The organism is Sulfitobacter sp. G5_S2_6_S6, assembly GCF_054968505.1.
This window is the reverse complement of sequence record NZ_JBQKUI010000017.1, coordinates 1-22,241: the sequence shown is the minus strand read 5'-3', so window position 1 is coordinate 22,241 and position 22,241 is coordinate 1. Positions and strand designations below refer to the sequence as shown.

Sequence of the window (22,241 nt, the reverse complement as noted above, 5' to 3'; positions counted from 1 at the left end):
TCAATACCCCAGGGCTTGCGGCAGCCAGATCACTGTCTGCGGCACAAATGTAAGAACCAGGAGGACCAGTACCTCGACCAGAAAGAACGGCAGGATTGCCTTAACCATACGTGCCACGCCGACGCCCGCAATTCCCTCTGCCACAAACAGACAGAGGCCCAGAGGCGGGGTAATCAGGCCTATCATTAGGTTGAAGATCACCAGAATGCCGAAGTGAACCGGGTCAATGCCCAGACTTACGGCGATAGGGTGGAGAATCGGCACTAGCACCAGCATCGCGGCGATGCCTTCGAGAAAGAGACCGACAAAGAGAAAAAGGAGGATGACGGCGATCAAGAACGTGGTCTTGCTGTCAACATTGCCCAACACCCAGTCGGTCAGCATGTTTGGTACACGGTTATAGGCCAACAGCCAGTTGGCTGCTGAAACCGCCGCGATGATGATTAGGATCACGGCGCTATCGCGCATGGCTTCGGTAAAGATGATAGGAAGGCGTTTAAATGCGATCTTGCGATAGATAAAAAGGCCTACAACCAACGCATAGGCGACCGCAAAGCTGGCCGCCTCTGTGGGTGTCACCACGCCAAGCAGGATTGATCCCACAACAAAAACGGGCATCAGCAGGGGCAAGATGCCCCCAAGCAGCGCCTCTCGGGCCGGTTGCGCGTCGGGCATGTCGTCTGCCGCCTGCCGGATCTTGGTCATATCAACCGTCAGCATGACGTAGGCGGAGAGAAAGACGGCCAGTAGCAATCCGGGGATCACGCCAGCCATGAACAGGGCAGGGACCGAGACCCCGGTGACGATTAACGCGTAGATGATGACTGGGATTGAAGGGGGAATAATCGGTCCGATAACCGACGAGGCCGCTGTCAGGGCCGCCGCATAGGCACGGTCATAGCCATGTTTCTCCATCTCGGGAATGAATACTCGACCAATGGCAGAGGTGTCGGCAACGGCGGAGCCCGAAAGACCCGCGAAGATGACCGAGGCCCAGATGTTGACCATCGCAAGCCCGGCGCGCATCCGACCTACAAGGACGTTGGCAAAAGCGATGATCCGTCCGGTAATACCGCTCTCGTTCATCAATTCGCCAGCCAGCACAAAAAGCGGAATGGCCAGCAACGGGTAGGAGTTCAGCCCGTTGAACAGTTCGGTCGCGACGATGCGCAGCGTGTAGGGAGCCTCACCTACTGCCATAAAATAGCTTAGAGAGGCGAGGATCGCGAAGGCAATCGGCACGCCGATGAGAAGTCCTGCGATAAGGATGATATAGACCATTTCAGTTCCCCCGGAGCGCGATCAGGCGCTCGACGAATTTCAGAACCGCCGCAAAGGTGATCATTGCGCCGCCAAGAATCAGCGAAAACTGGTAGACGCCGAGGGTTCCGAGCGCGCCAAAGGCCTCGATCCCTGTGCTCTTTTCCAGCCAGCGTGCCAGACCGAACATGCCGGAGGACATTGTGTTGCCGCGACGCTCGAGAAAGGCGATGCCCGAAAGGACCAGAAGCACTCCGGTTACCATCATCACAAGGTCGCTGAGCGCGAACATCAGTGTCTTGCGCTGGTCGCTCAGAAAGTCAATCAGGATCGTGAAGCGGATATGGCGGTCTTGCATATAGGCCATTGAGATGCCGAACATCACGCCATAGGCCGCCAGATAGACCGGCAGTTCCTCGCCCCATTGGACCGACTGGCCCACGGTGTAGCGCCGTAGGGAATTGATGAAGATGATCGCAAACACCAGCATCATCGAAAGCCCGGCTCCCCAGCCGAAGACTTGAGCAACTATTCTATTCAGTCTGTCCATGACCCAGGCTCCTCCGCGGTTGGTATGGTGTAGCCAGGCCGAAGACGGCTTGGCTGTAGGAGCAGCTTATTGTGTTGCTGCCACTGCCGATTGGAGCTCATCGATCCAAGTGGCGTTCTCGCCCAATTCGCCGCGCAGGAACTCAACCACTGCTGGCTGCGCTTTCTCGGCAAACATGGCCAGTTCTTCTGCGGTGGGCGAATAGACCTGCATGCCTTCTTCCTGAACTGAAAGCACGCCCTGCGCCGTTGTCCACTGCTGGATTGATCGACCCATATTGCCGGCCACGATGGCGGCGCGGGTCACGACTTCCTGTTGGGGGGCGGTTAGGGTCTGGAAGAATTCATCGCTGACGACGATAAAGTCTGCTGCGTAAACATGACCATCAAGAGTCATATATTTCTGCAATTGATGCAGTCCGTTGTTGTAGATGACGCCGACCGGGTTCTCTTGCCCGTCAACCACACCGGTGGACAACGCATTCGGCAGTTCCGTCCATGCGATGGGGGTCGGTTCGCCGCCCAAGCCGCTGACCATCTCAAGATAGAGTGGGATCGGCTGGACTCGAAATTTCAAGCCTTCCATGTCGGCTGGGGTACGGATTTCGCGCACGTTGTTGGTAAAATTGCGAAAGCCGGTTTCGCCATAGGCCAAGGTCCGCATGCCGGTCTGCTCAAGACAGTGTTCGGACAGCTTTGCACCGAATTCACCGTCCAGCACCTCCCAGGCGACGGTTGCAGAGGAGAAGGTGTAGGGAATGTCGAGAACCGAAGCAGCGGGACAGGCTTTGGACATGGCGCCCGAAACAATGGCCATCTGGAGCAGCCCTTCTTGCACCTGTCCGACCAGTTCATCTTCGTTACCCAAGGCGCCTGCGGGGAAGATTTCAACTTCCAGATCTGTCTCGCCTTCGACGATGTTGCGGAAAATCTGCGCCGCGGCGCCTTTCTTGGAGCCGGTCCACTCATCGGGATCAACGTGTGCGATGCGCAGGGTCTGAGCCTGTGCGCCGGCGGCGGCAAGGCCAAAGACGAGTGCCGTGGCCGTGGTGAGGGTGGTAATGTTGAAACGCATGTTATCCTCCATTTTGCGTTCGGTTGCCGCTTGAGCAGCAAGGTTCATGAGATGAAAGAGTCGAATGTGGCTTTCATCCGCATCGGGTCGGGCTTGCGCCCAGTAAAGAGTTCATAGGCGCGCACGGCCTGATAGACGGCCATGCCTGAGCCCAGCAAAACCCGGCATCCGGCCGCGCGGGCGGCGGCGAGCAACTCGGTTTCAAGCGGGAAATAGACAATATCAGCGACCCACATATCATGGTGCAGCAAATCAATCGGATAGGACGAGCCCGGCAGCTTCGCCATCCCCATCGGGGTCGCGTTTACGACACCAGTAGGGGAGATCTCAGGCAGTTTGCTAAGATCGATCGCGTTGACTTGCGCGGCATCTGCACTTTGGGAAAGCTGCTTTACCAAAGCTTCTGCACGCTCCGCGTTCGTGTCAGCGATGGTCAAGCGATCCGCGCCAAGAGAAAGGAGCCCATGGGCGACAGCAACCCCTGCGCCGCCCGCGCCAATTTGCAGAACATGGCCCATCTTCGCGTCCGGCAAGTTCCGACGGAAGCCTTCTTCGAACCCCCATTTGTCAGTGTTGTGACCTATGCGACGCCCGTTGCGAAAGACTACGGTGTTGACTGCCCCAATGGCGCGGGCGTTCGGAGATAACTCGTCCAAGAAGGCCATGACGTCAATTTTATAAGGAAAGGTCACGTTCAACCCGGCAAAACCGCAAAGCTCGGCGGCGTCGACGATTTTTTCCAGCGGTGCCTCCCCTCGCGGAAAAGCATCGGCATCAAGAATTTGGTAGAGAATGCGATGCCCTTGGGCAGCTCCCTCGGCCATGTGCATCCTTGGGGTGCGGGACTGTTGAATGCCTCGGCCCACCAGTCCGATCAACAAGTCGGCAGATCCGTCGTCTTGCGAGTGCTTGGTCTGCTTTTTGATCTGCGACGACATTCGTTACCTCCGATACATCCAGCGAATCCTCCCGGCACGCTGGAATGTCCGTAATGAACCATGTGGTTAATTGTGTGTCAACAGATATGTACCAAGCAGTTAATTGTGCTATGCTGGTCGGACCGTTAGGGAGTTATGCATGACCACATCCGCCAAAACATCAACGAGTCGTCAGCGCACTTCATGGAAGCAAGACCCCGAAGCCGTTAAAGCAGATATCCTTCGCGTGGCGCGCGCGGAGTTCGCCGCCCACGGCTTGTCAGGCGCGCGGGTGCACGACATCGCGGAGAAGACAAAAACGTCCAAGCGGATGATTTTTTACTACTTCAAAGACAAAGAGAGCCTCTATCGCGAAGTACTCGAACAGGCCTACAACGATGTGCGAGAAGGCGAGAGGGCCCTTGAACTGGAGAACCTCGACCCTGTTGAAGCTCTCTCAAAGCTGGTCAAATTTACCTTTTCACACCACCGCGACAACGAAGATTTCATCCGCTTGGTGATGATTGAGAACATTCATCGAGGCATACATCTGACCGCCTCGGAAACCATTCGATCAGGCAACACGCCGGCGGTTGATCAGTTAAAAGAAATCCTCGAGCGTGGACGCGAGATGAAGGTGTTTCGCCCGGATATCGATCCCCTTCGACTACATTGGAAAATAAGCGCCCTGTGCTTTTTTAATGTGTCCAACGAACCTACCTTCACCCGGGTTTTTGGGGATCAGATCGTCTCCCAAGAGGGGCAAAGAAAGCTTAAAGAAGAGATTGTCAGCACGATTTTGAACTCGGTCTTGGCAGTTCCGGTTTCCGGTTCCTGATAGGCTACGTTAAGCCTTGATTAAATAGCTTTGCGCTGCCATCGTGTCTCGGTGTTCAGCCAGCATGAGGTCAAAGGTGTGGCCAACGCGGTCCGCAGTTTCGATACGAATAGAAACAGCTGACTTTACGAATATTTCGTGCAGGCACCAAGACAATGTACGACATTGAAGGAAGCCATTCTTTTCACTTACAAATCAGGCAGTCTAATTGACCATTCTGGAGAGTATGCGGCAGAATTTCTAAAGCTTTTGCCCTGCCCTCAGGACCCCTTGGCAGGGCGGCTCCGACGCATCTGTTGAAGCGTCGAAGACGAGTAAAGGATTAGAGCCGCCCATATCATCGGAAATGCGATCATCCGCGCGCGGCCAAATTCTTCGCCGAAAACAAAGACCGCTACGAAGAAGATCATGGTGGGCGCGATGTACTGCAGAATGCCGATGGTCGAGAGACGCAAGAGCTTGGCGCCGTTGGCGTAAATTAGCAGAGGCACGGCTGTAACCGCGCCACAGCCCAGCAAAAGCCAAGTATCGACAGGCGCCCCAGTGAGAAAATTCCCCTGACCGGTCGATGTAAGGTAGGCGATATAGGCGAGGGCCGGGACGAGCAGGAGGAGCACTTCGAGCAGGAAGCCTTGGTTCGGCCCGATTGGCAGGCTCTTTTTCGCCAAGGCGTAAAAACCCCAGCTTAATGTCAGCCCCAAAGCAACCCATGGGATCGATCCGGTATCCAGTGCCAGCACGAACACGGCTCCTACGGCGAGGCCCACTGCAATTAACTGCCGTTTGGACATGCGTTCGCCTAAAAGGAGCGCGCCCAAGAGAATGCTGAACAGTGGGTTGATGTAATATCCCAGTGCCGCATCAAGCGCGTGTCCTGAGGCAATCGCCCAAACATAGATGCCCCAGTTGACCGAGATCAGCGTCGCCGTTACCGCACCCATGAGCAGCGTTCGAGGGGAAAGCAACGCGGCTTTCAAATCCTGCGTCCGCCGCATCGCCACAAGTACTAACGTGGCAATCGGCACAGACCAGACCACCCGGTGGGCGACGACTTCGGCCGCCGGGATATGCGATAGCGCCTTCATATAGAGCGGCAGGAACCCCCAGAACACATAGGCTGTAATAGCAAAGGCCAGACCTTGGGGTGTGTCTTCGTTTGTTTTGCTCGTGAGACTGTCGGGGTTGCGCATGGGTGGTCCTCCGCATTCGTCCTAACCCCTTCTATGAACGCCTGCCAGCGTCAAACTATCCTGTCGTCTGAATGGCTGAACTTGCAGGCAGGGCTTCGGATGGCGCTAGATCGGCTTTCCCTCATTTCAGGTATCTACCGGCAACAATGGGATCGCCATTCCAGTGCTACGGCCAGCGGTTCAGACGGCCTCCAATGCGATCGCGATCCCTTGGCCAACGCCGATACACATCGTGGAGAAGGACTTCTCTCCGGGTTCCAATTCCAGCATGGCCGTGCCGGTGATCCTGGCCCCTGACATGCCCAAGGGGTGGCCGAGGCTGATCGCGCCGCCATTGGGGTTCACCCGTGAATCGTCATCTGCAATGCCCAAATCGCGCAAGGTGGCGAGGCCTTGTGACGCGAAAGCCTCGTTCAGTTCAATGACGCTGAAATCCTCTTGCCTCAGCCCAAGACGCGCCATCAGCATCTTTGACGCAGGCGCCGGACCAAAGCCCATGATGCGCGGCGCGACCCCGGCTGTCGCCCCACCGAGCACCTTGGCGATGGGGGTCAGCCCTTGTTTCTCGGCGGCTTCTTTGGTGGCGAGGATCAATGCCGCCGCACCATCATTCACACCGGAGGCATTGCCCGCCGTCACCGTGCCATCCGCTTTGACGAAGGATTCAAGCTTTTGCAGCGCCTCCAAGGTGGTCGAGGGGCGGGGGTGTTCGTCTTCTGACACGAGGATGGGATCACCCCGGCGCTGCGGGATAGAGACAGGCACGATCTCTTGCGCCAGACGCCCGCTGGCCATGGCGGCACCTGCTCTTTGCTGGGACCGCAGGGCGAAGGCATCCTGATCTGCACGGTTGATGTTGAAATCCTCGGCCACGTTCTCGGCGGTTTCAGGCATTGAATCGACGCCGTATTGTGCCTTCATCATTTTGTTGACGAAACGCCAGCCGATGGTGGTGTCAAAGACCTCGTTGTTGCGTGCAAAGGCGGTCTCGGCCTTGGGCATCACGAAGGGCGCGCGCGACATGCTCTCAACCCCGCCCGCGACGATTACCTCGGCCTCTCCGGCCTTGATCGCCCGCGCGGCGGTGATCACCGCATCCATACCAGATCCGCAAAGCCGGTTCATTGTGGTGCCGGGGACGGTCTCAGGGTAGCCCGCCAATAACAGTGACATGCGCGCGACGTTGCGGTTGTCCTCGCCTGCCTGATTGGCGCAGCCAAAGATGACTTCGTCGATTGCCGCAGGGTCCAAAGAGGGGTTGCGTTCGATCAGCGCCTTGAGGGGCACAGCGCCCAGATCATCGGCCCGGACAGAGGACAGCGCGCCGCCATATCGGCCAATGGGAGTGCGGATGTAATCACAGATATAGACGTCGATCATGCAAGGTCCTCCGGTACGATAAGATCGGCAACATCGCCTTCAATGTGCAACGTGGCCCCGGTAACAGCCTGTAGAGCATCCATGCTCAGCCCCGGCACTTTTTCCCGCAGGACGAACCTTCCGCCCTTGATGTCGATCACTGCAAGGGAGGTATAAACTTGGGTGACACATCCCACGCCGGTCAGCGGGAAGGTGCAGCGCTCGACCAGTTTCGGGCCGCCATCCTTGGTGACGTGATCGGTGACCACGGCCACGCGTTTGGCGCCATGTACAAGGTCCATCGCGCCGCCCACGGCAGGCACGCCCTTGGTGCCGACGCGCCAATTCGCCAGATCGCCATTCTGAGCCACTTGGTAGGCCCCCAGCACGGCGAGATCGAGATGCCCGCCGCGGACCATCGCGAAACTGTCGGCATGGTGGAAAAACGCGGCACCGGGCTTGAGTGTGATGGGCTTCTTGCCAGCGTTGATCAGGTCCCAGTCCTCTTCGCCCTCTTTCGGGGCCTGACCGAAACCCAGAACCCCGTTTTCGGTGTGATAGGTCACATCGCGACCTTCGGGCTGGAACTTGGCGATCATCTCGGGGAAGCCGATGCCGAGGTTGACGTAAGACCCGTCTTCAATGTCCTGCGCGGCGCGCCATGCGATCTGCGCGTTCGAAAGCTTGTCCTGCATGATGTTGAACTTCGCCATCAGTAAACCACTCCCTTGCGCACAAGCACTTCTTCCTGTTGAGGTTCGGCCACTTCCACAATGGCATCGACAAAGATGCCCGGGGTGATGACCGCTTGCGGGTCGATGCTGCCGGGCTCGCCCAGCACGCTGACCTGCGCGATGGTTTTCGCTGCCGCCATGGCCATCAGCGGGTTAAAGTTACGTCCCGCCATGCGGTAGGTCAGGTTGCCGGTGCGATCCCCGTCCTGACCCTTGATCAGCGCGTAATCCGCCTTCAGCCATCTTTCGCGGACATACATCTTGCCGTCGAGTTCCTCGGTCGGTTTGCCTTCGGCAAGTTCCGTGCCGAAGGAGGTCGGCGTGTAGAAGGCGGGGATGCCAGCACCGGCGGCGCGGATGCGCTCGGCCAACGTGCCTTGGGGGACGAGGTCCAGCTCGATCTCGCCCGCGAGGTACTTTTCGTTGAAGGCTTCGGCGTTGGAGCTGCGCGGGAATGAACAGATCATCTTGCGGACCATCCCCGCCTTGATCATCGCCGCGATCCCACAATAGCCGTTGCCTGCGTTGTTGTTGATGACAGTGATCGCTGCTGGGCTGCCAGTGGCGCGAAAGCGGTCGATAAGAGCGTGGATCAGTTCGATCGGTGCGCCGGAGCCGCCAAACCCTCCGATCATAACCGTCGCCCCATCCGGGATGTTGGCCACGGCCTCGGCCACGGTAGGAAGTTTTTTATCCATTTCTGGTCTCCTTAAGTTGCAGAGGGTCTAGCGCTCGTGCGGATACGGGGCCAGGATTTTGTGCGCATGTTGACATTTGTTCGCTTATCGTAATTTAGTGTGCGCATGCCGAACAAATCCAGCAGCACAATTTCCTCTCTCGCCAAGGGGCTTCGGGTGATCGAATGTTTCGACGCACAGCGCCCGAAGCTGTCGATCAGCGAGGTCGCAGCGCTGACCGGGCTTGACCGTGCCACCTCGCGTCGGTGCCTGTTAACGCTCCATGCCGAAGGCTACGCTGCCTATGACGGGAAGTTCTTCACACTTACGCATCGCTGCCTGCGCCTTGGCACCGGGGCCATTGGTGGCTTGCAACTGCCGCAGGTCGTGCAGCCGTGGCTGGATCAACTGACTGAACAAATCGGCCAAAGTTGCTCTGTCGCCATTCTTGACGAGACCGAGATTGTCTATCTCGCTCGCGCATCGCAGCGGCGGGTCATGTCGATTGGCCTGATGCCCGGTTCACGCTTGCCGGCGCATAGTACCTCCATGGGGCGGGTGCTGCTGGCCGCGCTGCCGGATGCGGAAGCGCGCCGAGTCATTGAAGCGTCCGATCTGTCGCCGCGCACCCGGTTCAGCTTGACCGACCCAGAGGAAATCACGGCGCAGGTACAGGCGGCGCGGACACGCGGCTATGCGATGGTCGATCAGGAAGTTGAGATCAGCCTGCGCTCGCTCGCGGTGCCGGTGCTCAACAACAAGGGTGCCGTGGTTGCGGCCCTGAACACCGGGTTGGCAGCAACGCAGCCGGACCCGGAAGAGTTGGTCGAAAGTTACCTACCCGCGCTGCTGAAGGTGCAGGCCGGGATTTCCCGCATTCTTGGATAAGGCTTGCAGGGGGCGGTCATGCAGCGGGTTATCCCCACTGCATAAATTGGTTCACGCCAAATTCGGATTATTTTGCGATGGTCCGATTGGCGACTGCGAATGCCAATGGCGTCGTGAATTGGGTGAAGACAAATGCAATAGGCCAGGCGGTGAGCGCTTGCCAAGGCCAAGCCAAAAGCCATTCCAGCGTAAGCCCCATGATCAATAGCGACATCGTGCCTGACATTAAAACCGCCATCATGAAGGTGATGAGGATTTGAGCGAGGATAAGAGTTTTTCGGTTCATTTAGGTCGTTCCATGTTGCGGTCGGAGGGGGGAACACAACTCCCCCGGCACCGGCTCTGTTGCAAATTATTCCTGAGTGCGCACAAGCCCCGTTTCCCCGGTGATCTTCAAGCTGCGAGGCGGAGTTCGAGCATAGACATTGCCTCCGTGAGAGCACAGGGGCCCAGTCCGAAGGCACGTTCGATCATGCGGACCTCGCCGTTGATATCACCGGTCAAATTGAAGCTGCGTGACTGCCCTTTGCGCAGAGCCAGCATAACCTCGAAGCCCTTGATCGTGGCATAGGCGGCCTTCATCGTCTTGAACCCACGCACCGGTTTGATCAACTGTTTAAGCTTGCCGTGGTCAGCCTCCACGACGTTGTTCAGATACTTGACCTGACGGTGCTGAACATCAGTCGGGCATTTGCCTGCTTTCTTCAACTCAGCCAGCGCAGCGCCATAGGTCGGTGCCTTGTCGGTATTGATCACGCACGGTTGCTCCCAGCTTTTCAGGCCTTTCAGCGCCTTACCCAGAAAACGCTTCGCAGCCTTTGTATTGCGTGTTGAGGAAAGGTAGAAATCGATCGTGTCCCCGAATTTGTCGACAGCCCGGTAGAGATAAGCTCATTTCCCGCGAACCTTGATATAGGTCTCATCCACTCGCCAGCTATTCGACCGAGGGTGGCGCCATTGCCAACGCATGCGCCTCTCAATCTCGGGGGCATAATGTTGAACCCAGCGATAGATCGTAGAGTGGTCAACCCGATGCCCCCGTTCGGCCATCATCTCTTCCAGGTCACGATAGCTAACCCCGTAGCGGCAGTACCAACGCACAGCCCAAAGCACGATTTCACCCCGGAAATGACGGCCTTTGAAATTGCTCATGCTACACCTCTTATCTCAGCAAGGATGCGCAAAATGCTCGCAGCCAGAAAAATTTGCAACAGAGCCCCTTAGCCTCTGTTGCGTCTGCCCAGACGCCAATTGATACGTTAACGAATACTGTCGCGCAGATCGAAGAACGACTTGGTGCCCGCGTCGGGGTGTCTCTTCTTGAAACCGGCTCGGAGCTATCCTGGGCCCACCGCGAAGACGAGCGTTTCATGATGAACAGCACAGTCAAAGCCCCAATCTGCGGCGCCGTCCTCGCTCGTGTTGACGCGGACGAAATGTCGTTAACCGACACCCTTAACGTCCAGAAGGATGACATCTTGTCCTATGCGCCGGTCACCGAGAAACAAGTCGGTACCGCCATGAGCCTCGCGGATCTTTGTCTCGCTGCGATAGACCTGAGCGACAACACAGCGGCAAACATGCTGCTTGATCACATCGGCGGCCCGCAGGCCGTGACCGAGTTTTTCCGGCAGACGGGCGACGAAGTCAGCAGGCTCGACCGGCGTGAACCCGAACTGAACGAATTCGTGCCCGGTGATCCGCGGGACACAACAACCCCGGCTGCCATGACCAAAATGCTGCGTGGGCTTCTGCTCGGCAATGTGCTCTCGCCCAGCTCGCGTGAGCAGCTGGTGGAATGGATGAGCATCGGTGGTGTCACAAGCAACCTGCTGCGCGCCGACGCGTCAAAAGATTGGCTGATCCTGGACAAGTCGGGCAGCGGCAGTCACACCCGCAACATTATCGCGGTGGTTGTTCCCGAAGGCGGCGCTCCATGGGTCGTCAGCATCTTCATCTCCGACGTCGATGCGGATTTCGAGACGCGCAACACCGCCCTTCAGCAGATAGGTGGCGCCGTAATGTCGGTGATCCGGAACTGAGAATGGCCTACCTCAGCCGACTGTAAGCGTCTTCATCGTTGTGCTGCGATTGCATAGGTTGCAGCATAACAACCGGGAGGTTCGCATCGCCGCCCCTTGGGACGGGGTAATCCCCCCTCAATTTAGCCTCGTTTGTTTTTGGCAAAAGCACCCGGCGACTGTCCCTCGTGCCGGACAAAAGCCAGTCCGAAAGCGCTTGCGGACCCGTAACCGACTTTCATGGCGATCTCTGCAATGGTTAGACCGCCTTGCCGTAGCAAGGTTTTGGCGACGGCCATGCGCCAGTCCGTCGCGTATTCCATTGGCGCGCGGCCAATTTGCTTGCGGAACCTCTCGAAAAATCCAGATCGCGACATCCCTGCTTCCTTCGCCATTTCTGAAACGGACAGAACGCTGACCGCCTCGGCGTGGATACGTTGCAATGCGCTGGCCAATTGCGGGTCTGACAAGCCGCGCAGAAGCCCCGGGGGCAATGTTGCCGCCGAACCCGAGCGCAGGGCCTCAATCAGCAAAACCTCCAGCAACCGTTCAAGTATCATCGCGCGCCCCGGCCGGTCGGCACTGGTTTCCTCGTGAATGATCGGCACCAGCGCTGTCAGGCGACGTTGTCCCGAGACATGGATGATGTCGGGCAACAGGGACACGAGCAGGTCTCTGGCTGGCGTATCAAAACGGCAATGTCCAACCAGAGCGCGGACATCGACAGGGGCGTGAGGCACGCCAAGCCGGAAACGCCCCGGGCCAGTTTCCAACGGTAGGCGTGGCACATGCGGCGGCGGTGGCACCTCGCTCGACATGGTAAAGCCCTGCATATGCGGGATCAGCACGAAATCTCCGCCCCGCAACGTGACTGGATTGCGCCCTGTGACGTGCAACTGGCACTGCCCTTCAACCACCGCGCAATAGAAGGGGCTGGTCATGTCGTGACGCTCCACCAACCACTGCCCGCCAGCCTCGACCATCTTGGAAATGGAGACTGCAGGCTTGAGCAAGGTGACCACGCTGACAAGAGGGTCTGACGGGATGTCGAGCATAGATCTGGACGCTTGATGGATGATTAGAGACATCTGAACATAGAATAACCGAACGCAGCCGTCTATCTCCTTCTCATCACAGACAAGGAAACGTCACATGCCCCGTATTCTCATCACTGGATGTTCCTCTGGCTTCGGCCAAGCCATCGCCGCACAGTTTCTCGATCAAGGCTGGGAGGTCATCGCCACGATGCGCACGCCCTCCGCCGAAGGACTGCCAGGGTCCTACAAGCTACGGGTGCTTCCCCTAGATGTCACCGATCCTGCAAGTATCTCCAGCGCGATTGCAAGCGCAGGTCAGATCGACGCGTTGGTGAACAACGCCGGTGTCGGCATGCTTAACGTGCTAGAAGGTGCCGAGATCGCGAAGGCCCGCGAGATGTTCGAAATCAACGTTCTAGGCGCTATGGCAATGACCCGCGCCGTGATGCCCGCGATGCGCGAACGGCGGACCGGCGTCATCGTCAATATCAGTTCCAGCGTCACCCTGCGCCCACTTCCCGCTTTGTCGATCTACACCGCCAGTAAGGCCGCGCTGAATGCCTTTACCGAAAGCTTCGCACTGGAAGCGAAGGAATTCGGAGTTCGTGCCAGGCTGGTGTTGCCGGGTAGCGCAAAGGCAACGTCGTTTGGAAAAAATGCGGTCGCTCGGATGGGTATGGAAATCCCCGAAGCCTACGGTCCCTTTGTTCAAGCTTACTTTCAGAGTCTCCAGTCCGTGACCGAAAAAACTGAGGTGAGCGATGTCGCGCAGGCTGTCTGGCGCGCCGTTACAGACAAAGCCGCACCGATGATGCTGCCAGCGGGCGCGGACGCAGAAACATGGTTCCGCGAAGACGGCATTCCCATGGAATGATCCCTGCGCGGCCCCTCTCATCGCAGGAAAACCACCTATTCGTCTCGCTATAAGGAAATGCTCTAATGAATCGATTGATCGACGCATCTCGCGCCTTGCCGACCCCAGACCCACAACGCACCGTGGCCTATACACCGATCACGCTGCCAATGGAGGGGCGGCAACAGCTTGAGTTGCGCCTAACGGCACCGGTCGATGGAGAGAATTTACCCGTCGTAATTCTATCGCATGGCTTCGGCCCCTCAAACTACATCCCCTCCAAGGACGGGTATGCCCCGCTTGCGCAGTTCTGGGCAGAGCGCGGGATGGTTGTCATCCAACCCACCCATGCCAGTTCGCGCGTGGCAGGGCTTGACCCCGATCTGCCTGCGGGTCCGTTCTTCTGGCGCGAGCGGGTGACGGAATTGCGCGCTATCCTCGACCAACTGACCGAGGTTGAGCGACAGTCCCCTGCTGTTTCCGGGCGTTTCGATCACGACTTGATCGCCGTGGCGGGGCATTCCTTCGGCGGCTTCACCTGTAGCCTGCTGCTTGGTGCGCGCTTACACGACGAGGATTTTTTCGACCCGCGCATCAAAGTGGGTATTTTACTCGCCTCGACCGGTCGGGGTGGCGCTGACTTGACCCCCGATAGCACTAAACGTTTCCCGTTTCTCGACGTGGACTTCAGCTGCATCAATACGCCAACCCTCGTGGTGTGCGGTGCCGACGACGATCCCCACTTCACGCCCCGCGGCCCCGATTGGCACGCCGACCCCTTCCATGACGCCCCCGGGGCCGATGCCCTTCTGATGATCAAAGGTGTTGGACACGGTCTGGGCGGTATCGCGGGGTGGGACGCGCGTGAAACCGAAACAGAAAACCCCGACGCTCTGGAGGCCACACGGCGGCTGACACTGGCATGGTTAAGGAGCAGGTTTGCAATAGAGCACGCCGCTTGGGACAAAAGCCAGTCCGCACTCAGGGAAAATGCGGCATCAATTGCGGAATTAATCCTAAAATAGGAATGGATTTCAGCGGCAGCTATCTCCCGCACACTGCCAGTTCGCTGCAGGCTCGATTTTGCACCTGCAGCGAAAGTCCGATCTGGCGTTCCGCACTGCAGAGGAGCGGGTCCTCGGTCAATGATCGGTCAGAGCCGTTCGTGTAGGTGCTCTCCCTCGCTCAGGAGGGCGGAGAGCGGACTTTCACTGCGTGAGAGATAGAGGACTGCTAAGCGGACGAAGCTGTCGTTGCCCCTGTTCCGCGCGACTACCGCTTTGCTATCACAGCGGACACGATCAATATGAAAATTTGTGGATGCAGGCCTTTCGAGAGGTTGGGAAATCAGGAAGCAAAGCGCGGAACGTGGAACATGCAGAGTAACTTATATTGCTAGCGTGAGCAGTCTTTCAATCCAATGGCGTCATCGTAGACAAGCGACTTCACTTGAGGTTACAAAGTGGGTGATAATTCACCTATCGCGAGTAGGTCTGCCTGCGAGAACTGGATCAAGTCTGTTTTTTTGCTTTTAGTGGCAACCAAAGTTTCGGGGAGACTAACGCCCACATACGAGCGTGGAAAACAGTTGTTTGAGTAATTGGATTGTCCGCCGCTGAAAATTCGAGGCGCATTTTGTCTGAAGGCTTATGGGAGATACAATTTGAAAAGTACTTTTTTCAATATCTTGCTAGCGTTGTCGACGGGATTAACTTCCATTGGGAGCGTGAATGCGCAAGAAGTTGAATGGGAGGTGGCGAACAGATTTGCACCTTTTGTGACGCAAGGGGCTGATGAGCAAGCGCGAGCTGCCTTCTTTGACCGATTTAAGATGCTTGAATCTGAAAGCTATGAAGAATGGCACAAGCGCTTAGCATCGCCTCGATTTCAATCGCCTTATCTAACCGCTTTGGCAGGCGCGAACTCAGGCAACCGAATGCATTGGGATCAAACCAATTCTGTGCATGACGACGCTGTTTTGAAGTTTGTGAAGCATGAAGATGAAGTTGATACGACCATTGGTGTTCGCCTGAGTTTGGAAAGGGAAGGTGAATGTGAGTGGGCAGTGTCATTTGGGGATGAGACCAAAAATACCAATAAAACCTTAAGGAAAACCTCTCCCTGCAACGGTGAGGGCGTGATCGTTAGTATTCCGCTGAGCGGCGCCAAAGTCTTTGTGACATCGGGTGATTTCCAGCGGGAACATAACCTTAATCCCAAACATGTTGTGATTGTCGGTTTGGGTGACAGTTACGGTTCAGGAGAAGGTAACCCAGATTTTCCCGGAGTTTGGAAAAGCGACATAAAATTCAATAGCGAGCGGGACTTTCTCTGGCTTAGTGACAAGAACAACTTAAAGTTCAAAATGGAAGCTTACGGCTCTGAGGAAAAGCGCTGGATCGATGATAATTGCCACAGGAGCTTCTTCAGTCATCAAAGTCTGTTGGCATTCCGATTGGCCTCTCAAGAGAAGCATAGCTTCGTGTCCTTTCTGCACTATGCATGCACAGGTGCCGAGATATTTGATGGGATTTTGGTTCCACAGTATCAGGCATGGGTGACAGGAGCGGACCATTACGTCTCCTACTCCCAGTTGAATTTCGCAATGCGTGACCTGTGCAGGCCTGCCGTGGATGAAGGAAAGTACTTTCCGGTAACCAGCGAAGAGAAGGCCGGGATCAATTTGAATGATTTCCATCGCCGGGGGGGCGAAGGAAATAACTCTAAAAGACCAAGCAACCTTGAACCAGGAGACAAGTTTAGCAGAAAGCTGGGAGCATACCGAAGAAACAGGAAAATCTCGTATCCGGACTCGGGCTTCCTAGGCTGTCCTGTCGAAAGCATTCGAAAACCCGATCACGTTTTTTTATCGATCGGAGGAAATGATTTCGGTTTCGGGGACGTCGTTAAATACTACATCGTTCCATCTATTTGGAGCTTTCAGCTCATGGCTGAGAAACTTTTGTTTCCTGATATTTGCCCCAGTCCTGCCAACCGCGTCAGCAACAAATCTGTCAAATTTTTACACAAGTACTGCAAGAACAAGGATGGCCAGAAAGGCGCCTATCACGCAGGCGATATTGTAACCGGAAACAGCAATGGAAACGGCAGTATCAAACAAAGACTTACTCTGCTGACCAATATCTTGAACTACCGACTTGGCGTAGAAAATGCCCAGATCCTGATGCCTCAGTACCCTGACGCAGTAAGAAAGCTTGTTCCTTCGGAGGACGCTTGCGCCGAATTGGACATGAACGCCTTTCTCAAAAGGCTTCCGGGCAAAGATGGGGTCGCGATCCGCAAAGAATTGATCGTTGGCGATCTTGCACTGAAGTATTCTTCTGCTTCGCCTTGGAACGGCCTAAAGTCCGCAACACCAAGGATTGTTGGTTTTACTCCTGCACAAAACAACATTGAAAAGTGGCAGTTCAATTTTACGCATTGGGATGCGTTTTTGGCAGTGAGGGAGTTTGAAGTACTGCGACCGAAGCTTGCAGAAGCGGCCACGGGTCTTGGAATCAACTTTGTTTGTTCAACACGTGACGCCTTTTTAGGGTATGATTTTGAGCAAGGCTCAAGGCGAAACCTGCCAAACGGTGTTGGCGGTGATCCTGCTAAAGCATGGAACGCAAGTGAATGGGATCCGTACATCTACGAAGTCCCGACCCGCGCTGTGCGTACAGGTAATGACACAGCTTTGACACAGCCTGGCGACAAACAGATTACTGGGGCTGTGCACCCGAATCTGACAGGGCACAGGCTGATTGCGGAAGAAATGTATAAGGCCATGCGTCGTACGGAGTGATTGTCTGGTGATTGAAACAGTAGAGGCGGCCACTGGCCGTCTCTTTTGACTTTAGTATTCCAAGGATTCGAAACAAAAACCAGCGCTTCTCGCTCAATCCTCCAGTTCGCAATTTACGCAGCATCTGTCAAAATGGCCTCAATCCGGACCTTCGCTCCGTTGGCCACGAATGTTCGGAAAGGGCCGTTCGCGCCGTGTCAGCCAAACTCCCCTTAGCGTTGAGCTTGGCAGCTTCATGTGCGTTATGCTTGCACCGGACAGCGGATCAATTTGTGTGTCAGGTACTAAGGAGCGACATTAAGTCTGATTGCGTCAGGTCTTCTACAAAAAATAGATCTACCGGGATATCGCCCGAAACGCTGCGGACCATACGATCGACAGCAGATCTGGAAATGCCGCTATCCCCCAGCTGGACAATAACATCGATGTCAGAATGAGCTGAGAAGCCCCCTTTTGCCAGCGATCCAAATAAAGTCAGTTCTAGGCCAACCCCTTCGAGCTCCGCCTTGATCGCATGCCACGCCGCCAGTGCCACTTCGCGACGGACGGCAGCTCTGCTGCGGATGATATCAGCGTCACGGGTCATTCATTTCCCTTAAATGATATCGGAGTATGAACCGCGCTGCTGCTAGTTCCGCGATGTTTTGCTCGGTTATGCTACGCGGTGGGTGATCGCCACCATCTTACAGGGCTGTGATGAAGTAACAATAATTGATCACTCCCCTACCAATCTTGACACATTCCGAGCTGCGCGGCCTGGATTAATCGGAAAAACGAATAAGAAATCTTGCGACAACGCGATACGTTGATCTGCTGAAGGTGGCTGAAACTCCGTCCGCATTGCGCAAGACTTATCCCCTCTCGGTAATATTATATTGCGTATTTTTCCTTGCGGACCGAAGCAGAATAGATTTGACGCACATTGTGGCATTAATTCACTTGGCACGGAGTTTCCCTGCAAAAGGTTCAAATAGTCAGTTCTGACATCAGCACTGACCTGAATTCTGAGGTCAGCACTGACCTGAATTCTGAGGTCAGCACTGACAGGAAGTTAATTCTTCACCTGCACGGGTGTTCTTTCAGCCACCGGAGCCTTCAGCCCTAGGGTAAATAGAATGCTTTGACGATCGAGGCGGCTCAAAACCGCACGTACACCATTTCTGGCGCAGTGGTGAAATAACGCCTTCCAGGATGCGAAGTAAGCGATGGAAGTTGCGCCATCGAAATTTGGTCTGTGATCGCGTAGACGGCGGTGGGCAGACAAGTCAATGGTGCCGCGGAGAACGCACGTCTCTTTACCGGCATGGAAACTTAGAAATCACCGGGGCAGGAATGGCAAGCAACGCGACTTGATACAGCCACATGAGAATCTGGGCATTTGGGAGTGCCGAAATGGTGCTCAGAGCCGGACAGATCGTTGCAACCGTTCAGCCGAAATCAACAAATGATTGACGATGGAACTTGGTAGGAATGGGCGGATTCGAACCGCCGCGCTGACGCTAATCTGGCATCTAAAAGGGTGTATAAGTCCCGTTGCGCACCATGCCACTCCCGAAAATCGAAGCTAAGTTCAGCTCGATATTCGGAAAAAGAATGTAATGTGGCATGCAGTGGTCATGCTCTGGACTTTGCCAAAGCTGAACTGATCGGTCAAGCACAATCGAGGGTAGATTTATGCCCGTATACGTAGCGATGATGATAGGCATCGCAGTAACCATATCATGCATGCAGACCAGCCGTTTCGGAGAGGGCCGCTCACTGCGGTATCTAGGTTAGCGCCGATCGAGTTGACGCTGACGAGCCCTAGGTAGAACGTCGGTTGATCATACCAGGCGTCGCAGTGGGTATCTCACTTCGCCAATGTCACCATACGGAGACGATGTACGTATGGTGAGCAAGGCGGGGTACAAAGAGCAACCCTTAGCCAAAATCGAACCCCAACTGCCTGGGATCGGACTTTGAGATGCGTTTGCGTTTCCTGACGGGCGGTGTCGCGCTGAGATGCTGCTGAGCGCGTGTCTGCGCGTAATGCAAACAGAGCTTATAGGTGCGTGTTTCGACAAGCCATTTAATGTCTGCGAGGTCGTCTTTGGGTACCCAGAGATTTGAGCGTACAAACCCCGCTTCGCGTTTCCTGGCATCATAGGCACGCGAGGTTTCCGCGCTCTCCCTGCGCTCGGCTTTGGAGCGGCGACGTTTGGGCTTAGTATCATGTGGCATAGGCGTATTCGGCATCTTGTGCCGGCTCCTTATTGTTGTGTCTAAGGAGCAGGTACGCGCTGGTTTTGCGTTGGATAGGTTTGAAGGCCGTCTCTTATGTGGATAACTTTTCGGGGCGCTGATGAACAGGCGAGAGAGTTGTGGCATCCAAAAGGCCACCTCCCGAGGGTGAACGGTTGGACCGAAAATCGGTACTCGCTATAAACTATGCGGACGACTCTACTGGATCTGAACCACGTGTGAGCGCCCGCCCGCGAAGCACATCTGGATATTCGCTGCCGACAAGAATGCTGTCTCCATTGCTTCAAGAATACATGATGTTGGTGGCACTATCTGACGCCAGCACCTAAGGGTCCAAATCCGTGACGACGGACAGCACCGAACAAGCCGCACTTCTTACCTTGGCCTTGGACGTGAGCGCGCTGATCAAGTATAGTGTGATATCAAGAAATCACGATGAGCGAGAGAGTGGCTATTACGATATCAGATCGACAGCGGCGGTTTACCCGGTGCCAGCATCCAGCACCAATCTCCAGTCGTTGAGAGACAGCCCAACATATCACGGTGTCACAACCTAGCATAATACTACTCTCGATGATGGCTGCCACACTATCTGGTGCGGTGCCAAAACCTTAGGAATTCCGAACCACGTCGCGGGATCTCGATCGGAGATCGCGACGTGGTTTGTATCGTGCAAAGCTGCCCCGGTTATACATTTAACCGCCAAATTCTTTATGGATACCCGCACTACCCATGCTTAAACCGCCGAAAATGGAGGCGCTCGGCAAACTCAGCTAACCTCCAATTCAACAACCGGTTTAAAACCGATTGGAGGCCTATTCTCACAGCTGAAGCTAAACTGTGTTGCAGGGCAACCTAATGAGACATTGGAACTCGTTACGGCGGCGACACACGAGTCCGGGAACTGTCAAAACGGTCTATGAATATAGGATTTTACAGGGTTTGGGCCCGTACTCGACCCTATCGAGAGATGAGGGCAGGCGGCGTCTTGACCGGACAATATGCCACCCATTTCTATCGCTAAGACAGAACACCACGCAACGTTCCGACGAGCCGTACGACCCTTACCGATGGAAGGTTATCCACATCTCTTAGACGGCTCGACCATCTTTTTTATGCAGATCAGTTTTGCCGAAACATAACGTTTTAGGAAAGGCGTAGATCAAGGCCCCCTCGGTGGGCCCAAAACTGAGATGTGATGAGATGGCAAGCCCGACCAACGTGAAACGGCAAGAACGACTTAAAGTGAATGTCACCGCAGGCGAAAAAGACGTGCTGACAAAGCGCGCGGATGAAGCCGGTCGGAGCCTGTCAGAATACCTGCGTCAGGCTGGACTGGGCCGCCGCCTTGGAGCATCAGCTGAGCAGGTCATGAAGACCAATTCGGTGCTGGAGCAGGTGCTCGACATGCTCCAGCAGATTGCTGATCAGCCTGGAGACAACGAAATCGATATGATGCTTGTACTCATGCGGCTGCAACAGATTGAGCGCGTGATCCTGATGTTGGCACCGGTCGGCGGTTCCGCACGGTTCGCGCCATGCTGATCGGTTGGTCGCCTCATCAAGCGTCTGCAGATCCGGCGCAGCCTGCAGCTTATCTCCTTGACACAGAGGTCTTGAAGCACGTCGGCATGCAGCGTGTCCGGGAAAGAAGGACACCCGCTCCGGAGCTGCTGCTCGGGTTTCCGAGCGTGGTGCAAAATGCGATTGCAGCGCTGAAGTTCGAAGCCACATATCGCGTGGCACTGTTGTCATTTGATCCGACAGAAGTTGACGTGGTGCAGTTTAACGTTGGCGATAAGAGGGTGCGCGGGTCGATCGCGGTGGCGATTGATCTATTCCTTGCACTGGCATTTGCCGGCGTTCCATCAAGGTGCCGCCCGCCGGTCTATGTCGGGACACATACGCATACGGGCCGTTTGGAGATCAACATCGCCATGCCGCGCTTTGTCTGGACAGAGACGGGGGAGCTACGGAGCTACAATCCGCATCCCCCGATGCGCGGCAGTCGCAATGCATTTGACGCTTTGGGTGATTTTTTGATCGCCCGGTTTGGCTGGTCTAACCCACGTGCGCTGGACCGTGCCGCGGGGGTGAAGGGACCGGACTGGGCCGAAAAAAGAGTGGCCGCAGCAGCGCGTCATGGGGTCAAGTTCGGCCCGGAAACGGCACCGAAGCTGTTCCTTCTGCAGGCTGCAAAAATCATCGCGGCGAGTGCTCATGTCCATGATCGCGTCGGGTTTCTGGAGATTTTTCGAGACGTGGTCGCAGCGACCGATTTCGAGTTCAGCATGGGGCAGGGGGGAGCGATCACTCTGGTCTCTCAAACAGACCCACATCCTTTTGTATTGCGTGGCACCCTTTTTGATCAAGTTGATGACGCCCCCACGGAAAGCGAACCGCCATCGTCCGCTCAATCTAGCCTTTCGGAAAGCTGGCGTCGGCGCGCGGCGTGGAACACCGCAGAATATTCACGTGGCGCTTGGGCCGAGCCTGAACCCGACTGGGCACGCCGGGTGGAGGCTCCAGCGTTGGCCATTCCCTCTTGCCACCCTGACGCCGCAAAATCGGTCGTCGAACCTCGCCGTTTTGCGCGACTTGCCGACAGGCTCGTGGCCGGATTGCGCCGCCTGCGCAGGAGGTTCTCGGTTTTGGCCGGAAACCATCTGATCGGTTCCGTCATAGGCGACATCGACTTGGCCGCATTCCGCAACATCAAGAACAAACTGGAGACGATAAACTATGACACCAAAGTCGAGCAAATCAAAGAGTCTGGAGCTGTTGATGGAGGAGCTTT

General features: G+C 55.9%; 19 protein-coding genes and 1 pseudogene. 8 read left to right on the top strand and 12 right to left on the bottom strand.

The window, feature by feature from the left end:
• The 4 genes from ACTRWK_RS17240 to ACTRWK_RS17225 form a co-directional block, all read right to left on the bottom strand.
• Nucleotides 1-1,281 carry a TRAP transporter large permease gene (locus ACTRWK_RS17240; RefSeq protein WP_289081704.1) on the bottom strand — a complete coding sequence of 427 codons (1,281 nt, stop codon included), beginning with the start codon at nt 1,279-1,281 and terminating at the stop codon, nt 1-3.
• Nucleotide 1,282: 1 nt separating this feature from the next.
• Complete coding sequence (locus ACTRWK_RS17235) at nt 1,283-1,810, bottom strand: TRAP transporter small permease (RefSeq protein WP_037942299.1); 528 nt, start codon at nt 1,808-1,810, stop codon at nt 1,283-1,285.
• A 66-nt stretch (nt 1,811-1,876) separates the two neighbouring features.
• Nucleotides 1,877-2,884, bottom strand: coding sequence for a DctP family TRAP transporter solute-binding subunit (locus ACTRWK_RS17230; RefSeq protein ID WP_037942318.1), 1,008 nt, complete (start codon nt 2,882-2,884; stop codon nt 1,877-1,879).
• Between the two features lie 44 nt (nt 2,885-2,928).
• Nucleotides 2,929-3,822 (bottom strand): shikimate dehydrogenase, encoded by an 894-nt coding sequence (locus tag ACTRWK_RS17225; protein ID WP_051843870.1) that lies wholly within the window; start codon nt 3,820-3,822, stop codon nt 2,929-2,931.
• Nucleotides 3,823-3,961: 139 nt separating this feature from the next.
• Here ACTRWK_RS17225 and ACTRWK_RS17220 point away from each other — a divergent pair, with 139 nt between their 5' ends.
• Complete coding sequence (locus ACTRWK_RS17220) at nt 3,962-4,639, top strand: TetR/AcrR family transcriptional regulator (RefSeq protein WP_037942296.1); 678 nt, start codon at nt 3,962-3,964, stop codon at nt 4,637-4,639.
• 260 nt (nt 4,640-4,899) lie between these two features.
• Here ACTRWK_RS17220 and rarD read toward each other — a convergent pair whose 3' ends face one another.
• From rarD to ACTRWK_RS17200, 4 genes are all read right to left on the bottom strand, one after another.
• Nucleotides 4,900-5,829: an EamA family transporter RarD gene (gene rarD, locus ACTRWK_RS17215; RefSeq protein ID WP_037942295.1), complete on the bottom strand. Its 930-nt coding sequence runs from the start codon at nt 5,827-5,829 to the stop codon at nt 4,900-4,902.
• 180 nt (nt 5,830-6,009) lie between these two features.
• Nucleotides 6,010-7,209 carry a 3-oxoadipyl-CoA thiolase gene (gene pcaF, locus ACTRWK_RS17210; RefSeq protein WP_289081705.1) on the bottom strand — a complete coding sequence of 400 codons (1,200 nt, stop codon included), beginning with the start codon at nt 7,207-7,209 and terminating at the stop codon, nt 6,010-6,012.
• Complete coding sequence (locus ACTRWK_RS17205; protein ID WP_037942314.1) at nt 7,206-7,883, bottom strand: 3-oxoacid CoA-transferase subunit B; 678 nt, start codon at nt 7,881-7,883, stop codon at nt 7,206-7,208. Before ACTRWK_RS17205 ends, pcaF begins: the two co-directional genes overlap by 4 nt.
• 17 nt (nt 7,884-7,900) lie before the next feature.
• Nucleotides 7,901-8,620, bottom strand: coding sequence for a 3-oxoacid CoA-transferase subunit A (locus ACTRWK_RS17200; RefSeq protein ID WP_037942292.1), 720 nt, complete (start codon nt 8,618-8,620; stop codon nt 7,901-7,903).
• 105 nt (nt 8,621-8,725) lie between these two features.
• On the opposite strand from ACTRWK_RS17200, the gene ACTRWK_RS17195 reads away from it, so the two are divergent.
• Complete coding sequence (locus tag ACTRWK_RS17195; RefSeq protein ID WP_037942291.1) at nt 8,726-9,487, top strand: IclR family transcriptional regulator domain-containing protein; 762 nt, start codon at nt 8,726-8,728, stop codon at nt 9,485-9,487.
• A 67-nt stretch (nt 9,488-9,554) separates the two neighbouring features.
• Here ACTRWK_RS17195 and ACTRWK_RS17190 read toward each other — a convergent pair whose 3' ends face one another.
• Nucleotides 9,555-9,773, bottom strand: a complete 219-nt coding sequence (locus ACTRWK_RS17190) for a DUF2798 domain-containing protein (protein ID WP_037942288.1) — start codon at nt 9,771-9,773, stop codon at nt 9,555-9,557.
• Between the two features lie 107 nt (nt 9,774-9,880).
• Nucleotides 9,881-10,639: pseudogene (locus tag ACTRWK_RS17185) on the bottom strand (IS6 family transposase).
• A gap of 53 nt (nt 10,640-10,692) precedes the next feature.
• Between ACTRWK_RS17185 and bla the strand changes: the two are divergent.
• On the top strand, nt 10,693-11,529 hold the full coding sequence (gene bla / locus ACTRWK_RS17180) for a class A beta-lactamase (RefSeq protein ID WP_037942282.1): 837 nt from the start codon (nt 10,693-10,695) through the stop codon (nt 11,527-11,529).
• 122 nt (nt 11,530-11,651) lie between these two features.
• Here bla and ACTRWK_RS17175 read toward each other — a convergent pair whose 3' ends face one another.
• Nucleotides 11,652-12,563 (bottom strand): AraC family transcriptional regulator, encoded by a 912-nt coding sequence (locus ACTRWK_RS17175; RefSeq protein WP_037942281.1) that lies wholly within the window; start codon nt 12,561-12,563, stop codon nt 11,652-11,654.
• A gap of 97 nt (nt 12,564-12,660) precedes the next feature.
• Between ACTRWK_RS17175 and ACTRWK_RS17170 the strand changes: the two genes are divergently transcribed.
• The 3 genes from ACTRWK_RS17170 (at nt 12,661) to ACTRWK_RS17160 (ending at nt 17,203) form a co-directional block, all read left to right on the top strand.
• Entirely contained in the window at nt 12,661-13,419 is a 759-nt protein-coding gene (locus tag ACTRWK_RS17170; protein WP_184584765.1) for an SDR family oxidoreductase, read from the top strand.
• 65 nt (nt 13,420-13,484) lie between these two features.
• Nucleotides 13,485-14,423 (top strand): alpha/beta hydrolase family protein, encoded by a 939-nt coding sequence (locus ACTRWK_RS17165; RefSeq protein WP_037942279.1) that lies wholly within the window; start codon nt 13,485-13,487, stop codon nt 14,421-14,423.
• Between the two features lie 638 nt (nt 14,424-15,061).
• On the top strand, nt 15,062-17,203 hold the full coding sequence (locus ACTRWK_RS17160) for a hypothetical protein (RefSeq protein WP_146152943.1): 2,142 nt from the start codon (nt 15,062-15,064) through the stop codon (nt 17,201-17,203).
• 277 nt (nt 17,204-17,480) lie between these two features.
• Here the strand turns inward: ACTRWK_RS17160 and ACTRWK_RS17155 are convergent, their stop codons facing one another.
• A complete protein-coding gene (locus ACTRWK_RS17155; RefSeq protein ID WP_037942277.1) occupies nt 17,481-17,789 on the bottom strand; it encodes a nucleotidyltransferase domain-containing protein in 309 nt (102 codons plus the stop codon).
• 2,858 nt (nt 17,790-20,647) lie between these two features.
• Here ACTRWK_RS17155 and ACTRWK_RS17150 point away from each other — a divergent pair.
• Together ACTRWK_RS17150 and ACTRWK_RS17145 are read left to right on the top strand one after the other, a co-directional pair.
• Nucleotides 20,648-20,989, top strand: coding sequence for a plasmid mobilization protein (locus ACTRWK_RS17150; protein ID WP_289081706.1), 342 nt, complete (start codon nt 20,648-20,650; stop codon nt 20,987-20,989).
• The coding region (locus ACTRWK_RS17145) for a hypothetical protein (RefSeq protein ID WP_462844091.1) at nt 20,983-22,241 on the top strand (1,259 nt) is incomplete at its 3' end. The genes ACTRWK_RS17150 and ACTRWK_RS17145, both read left to right, overlap by 7 nt.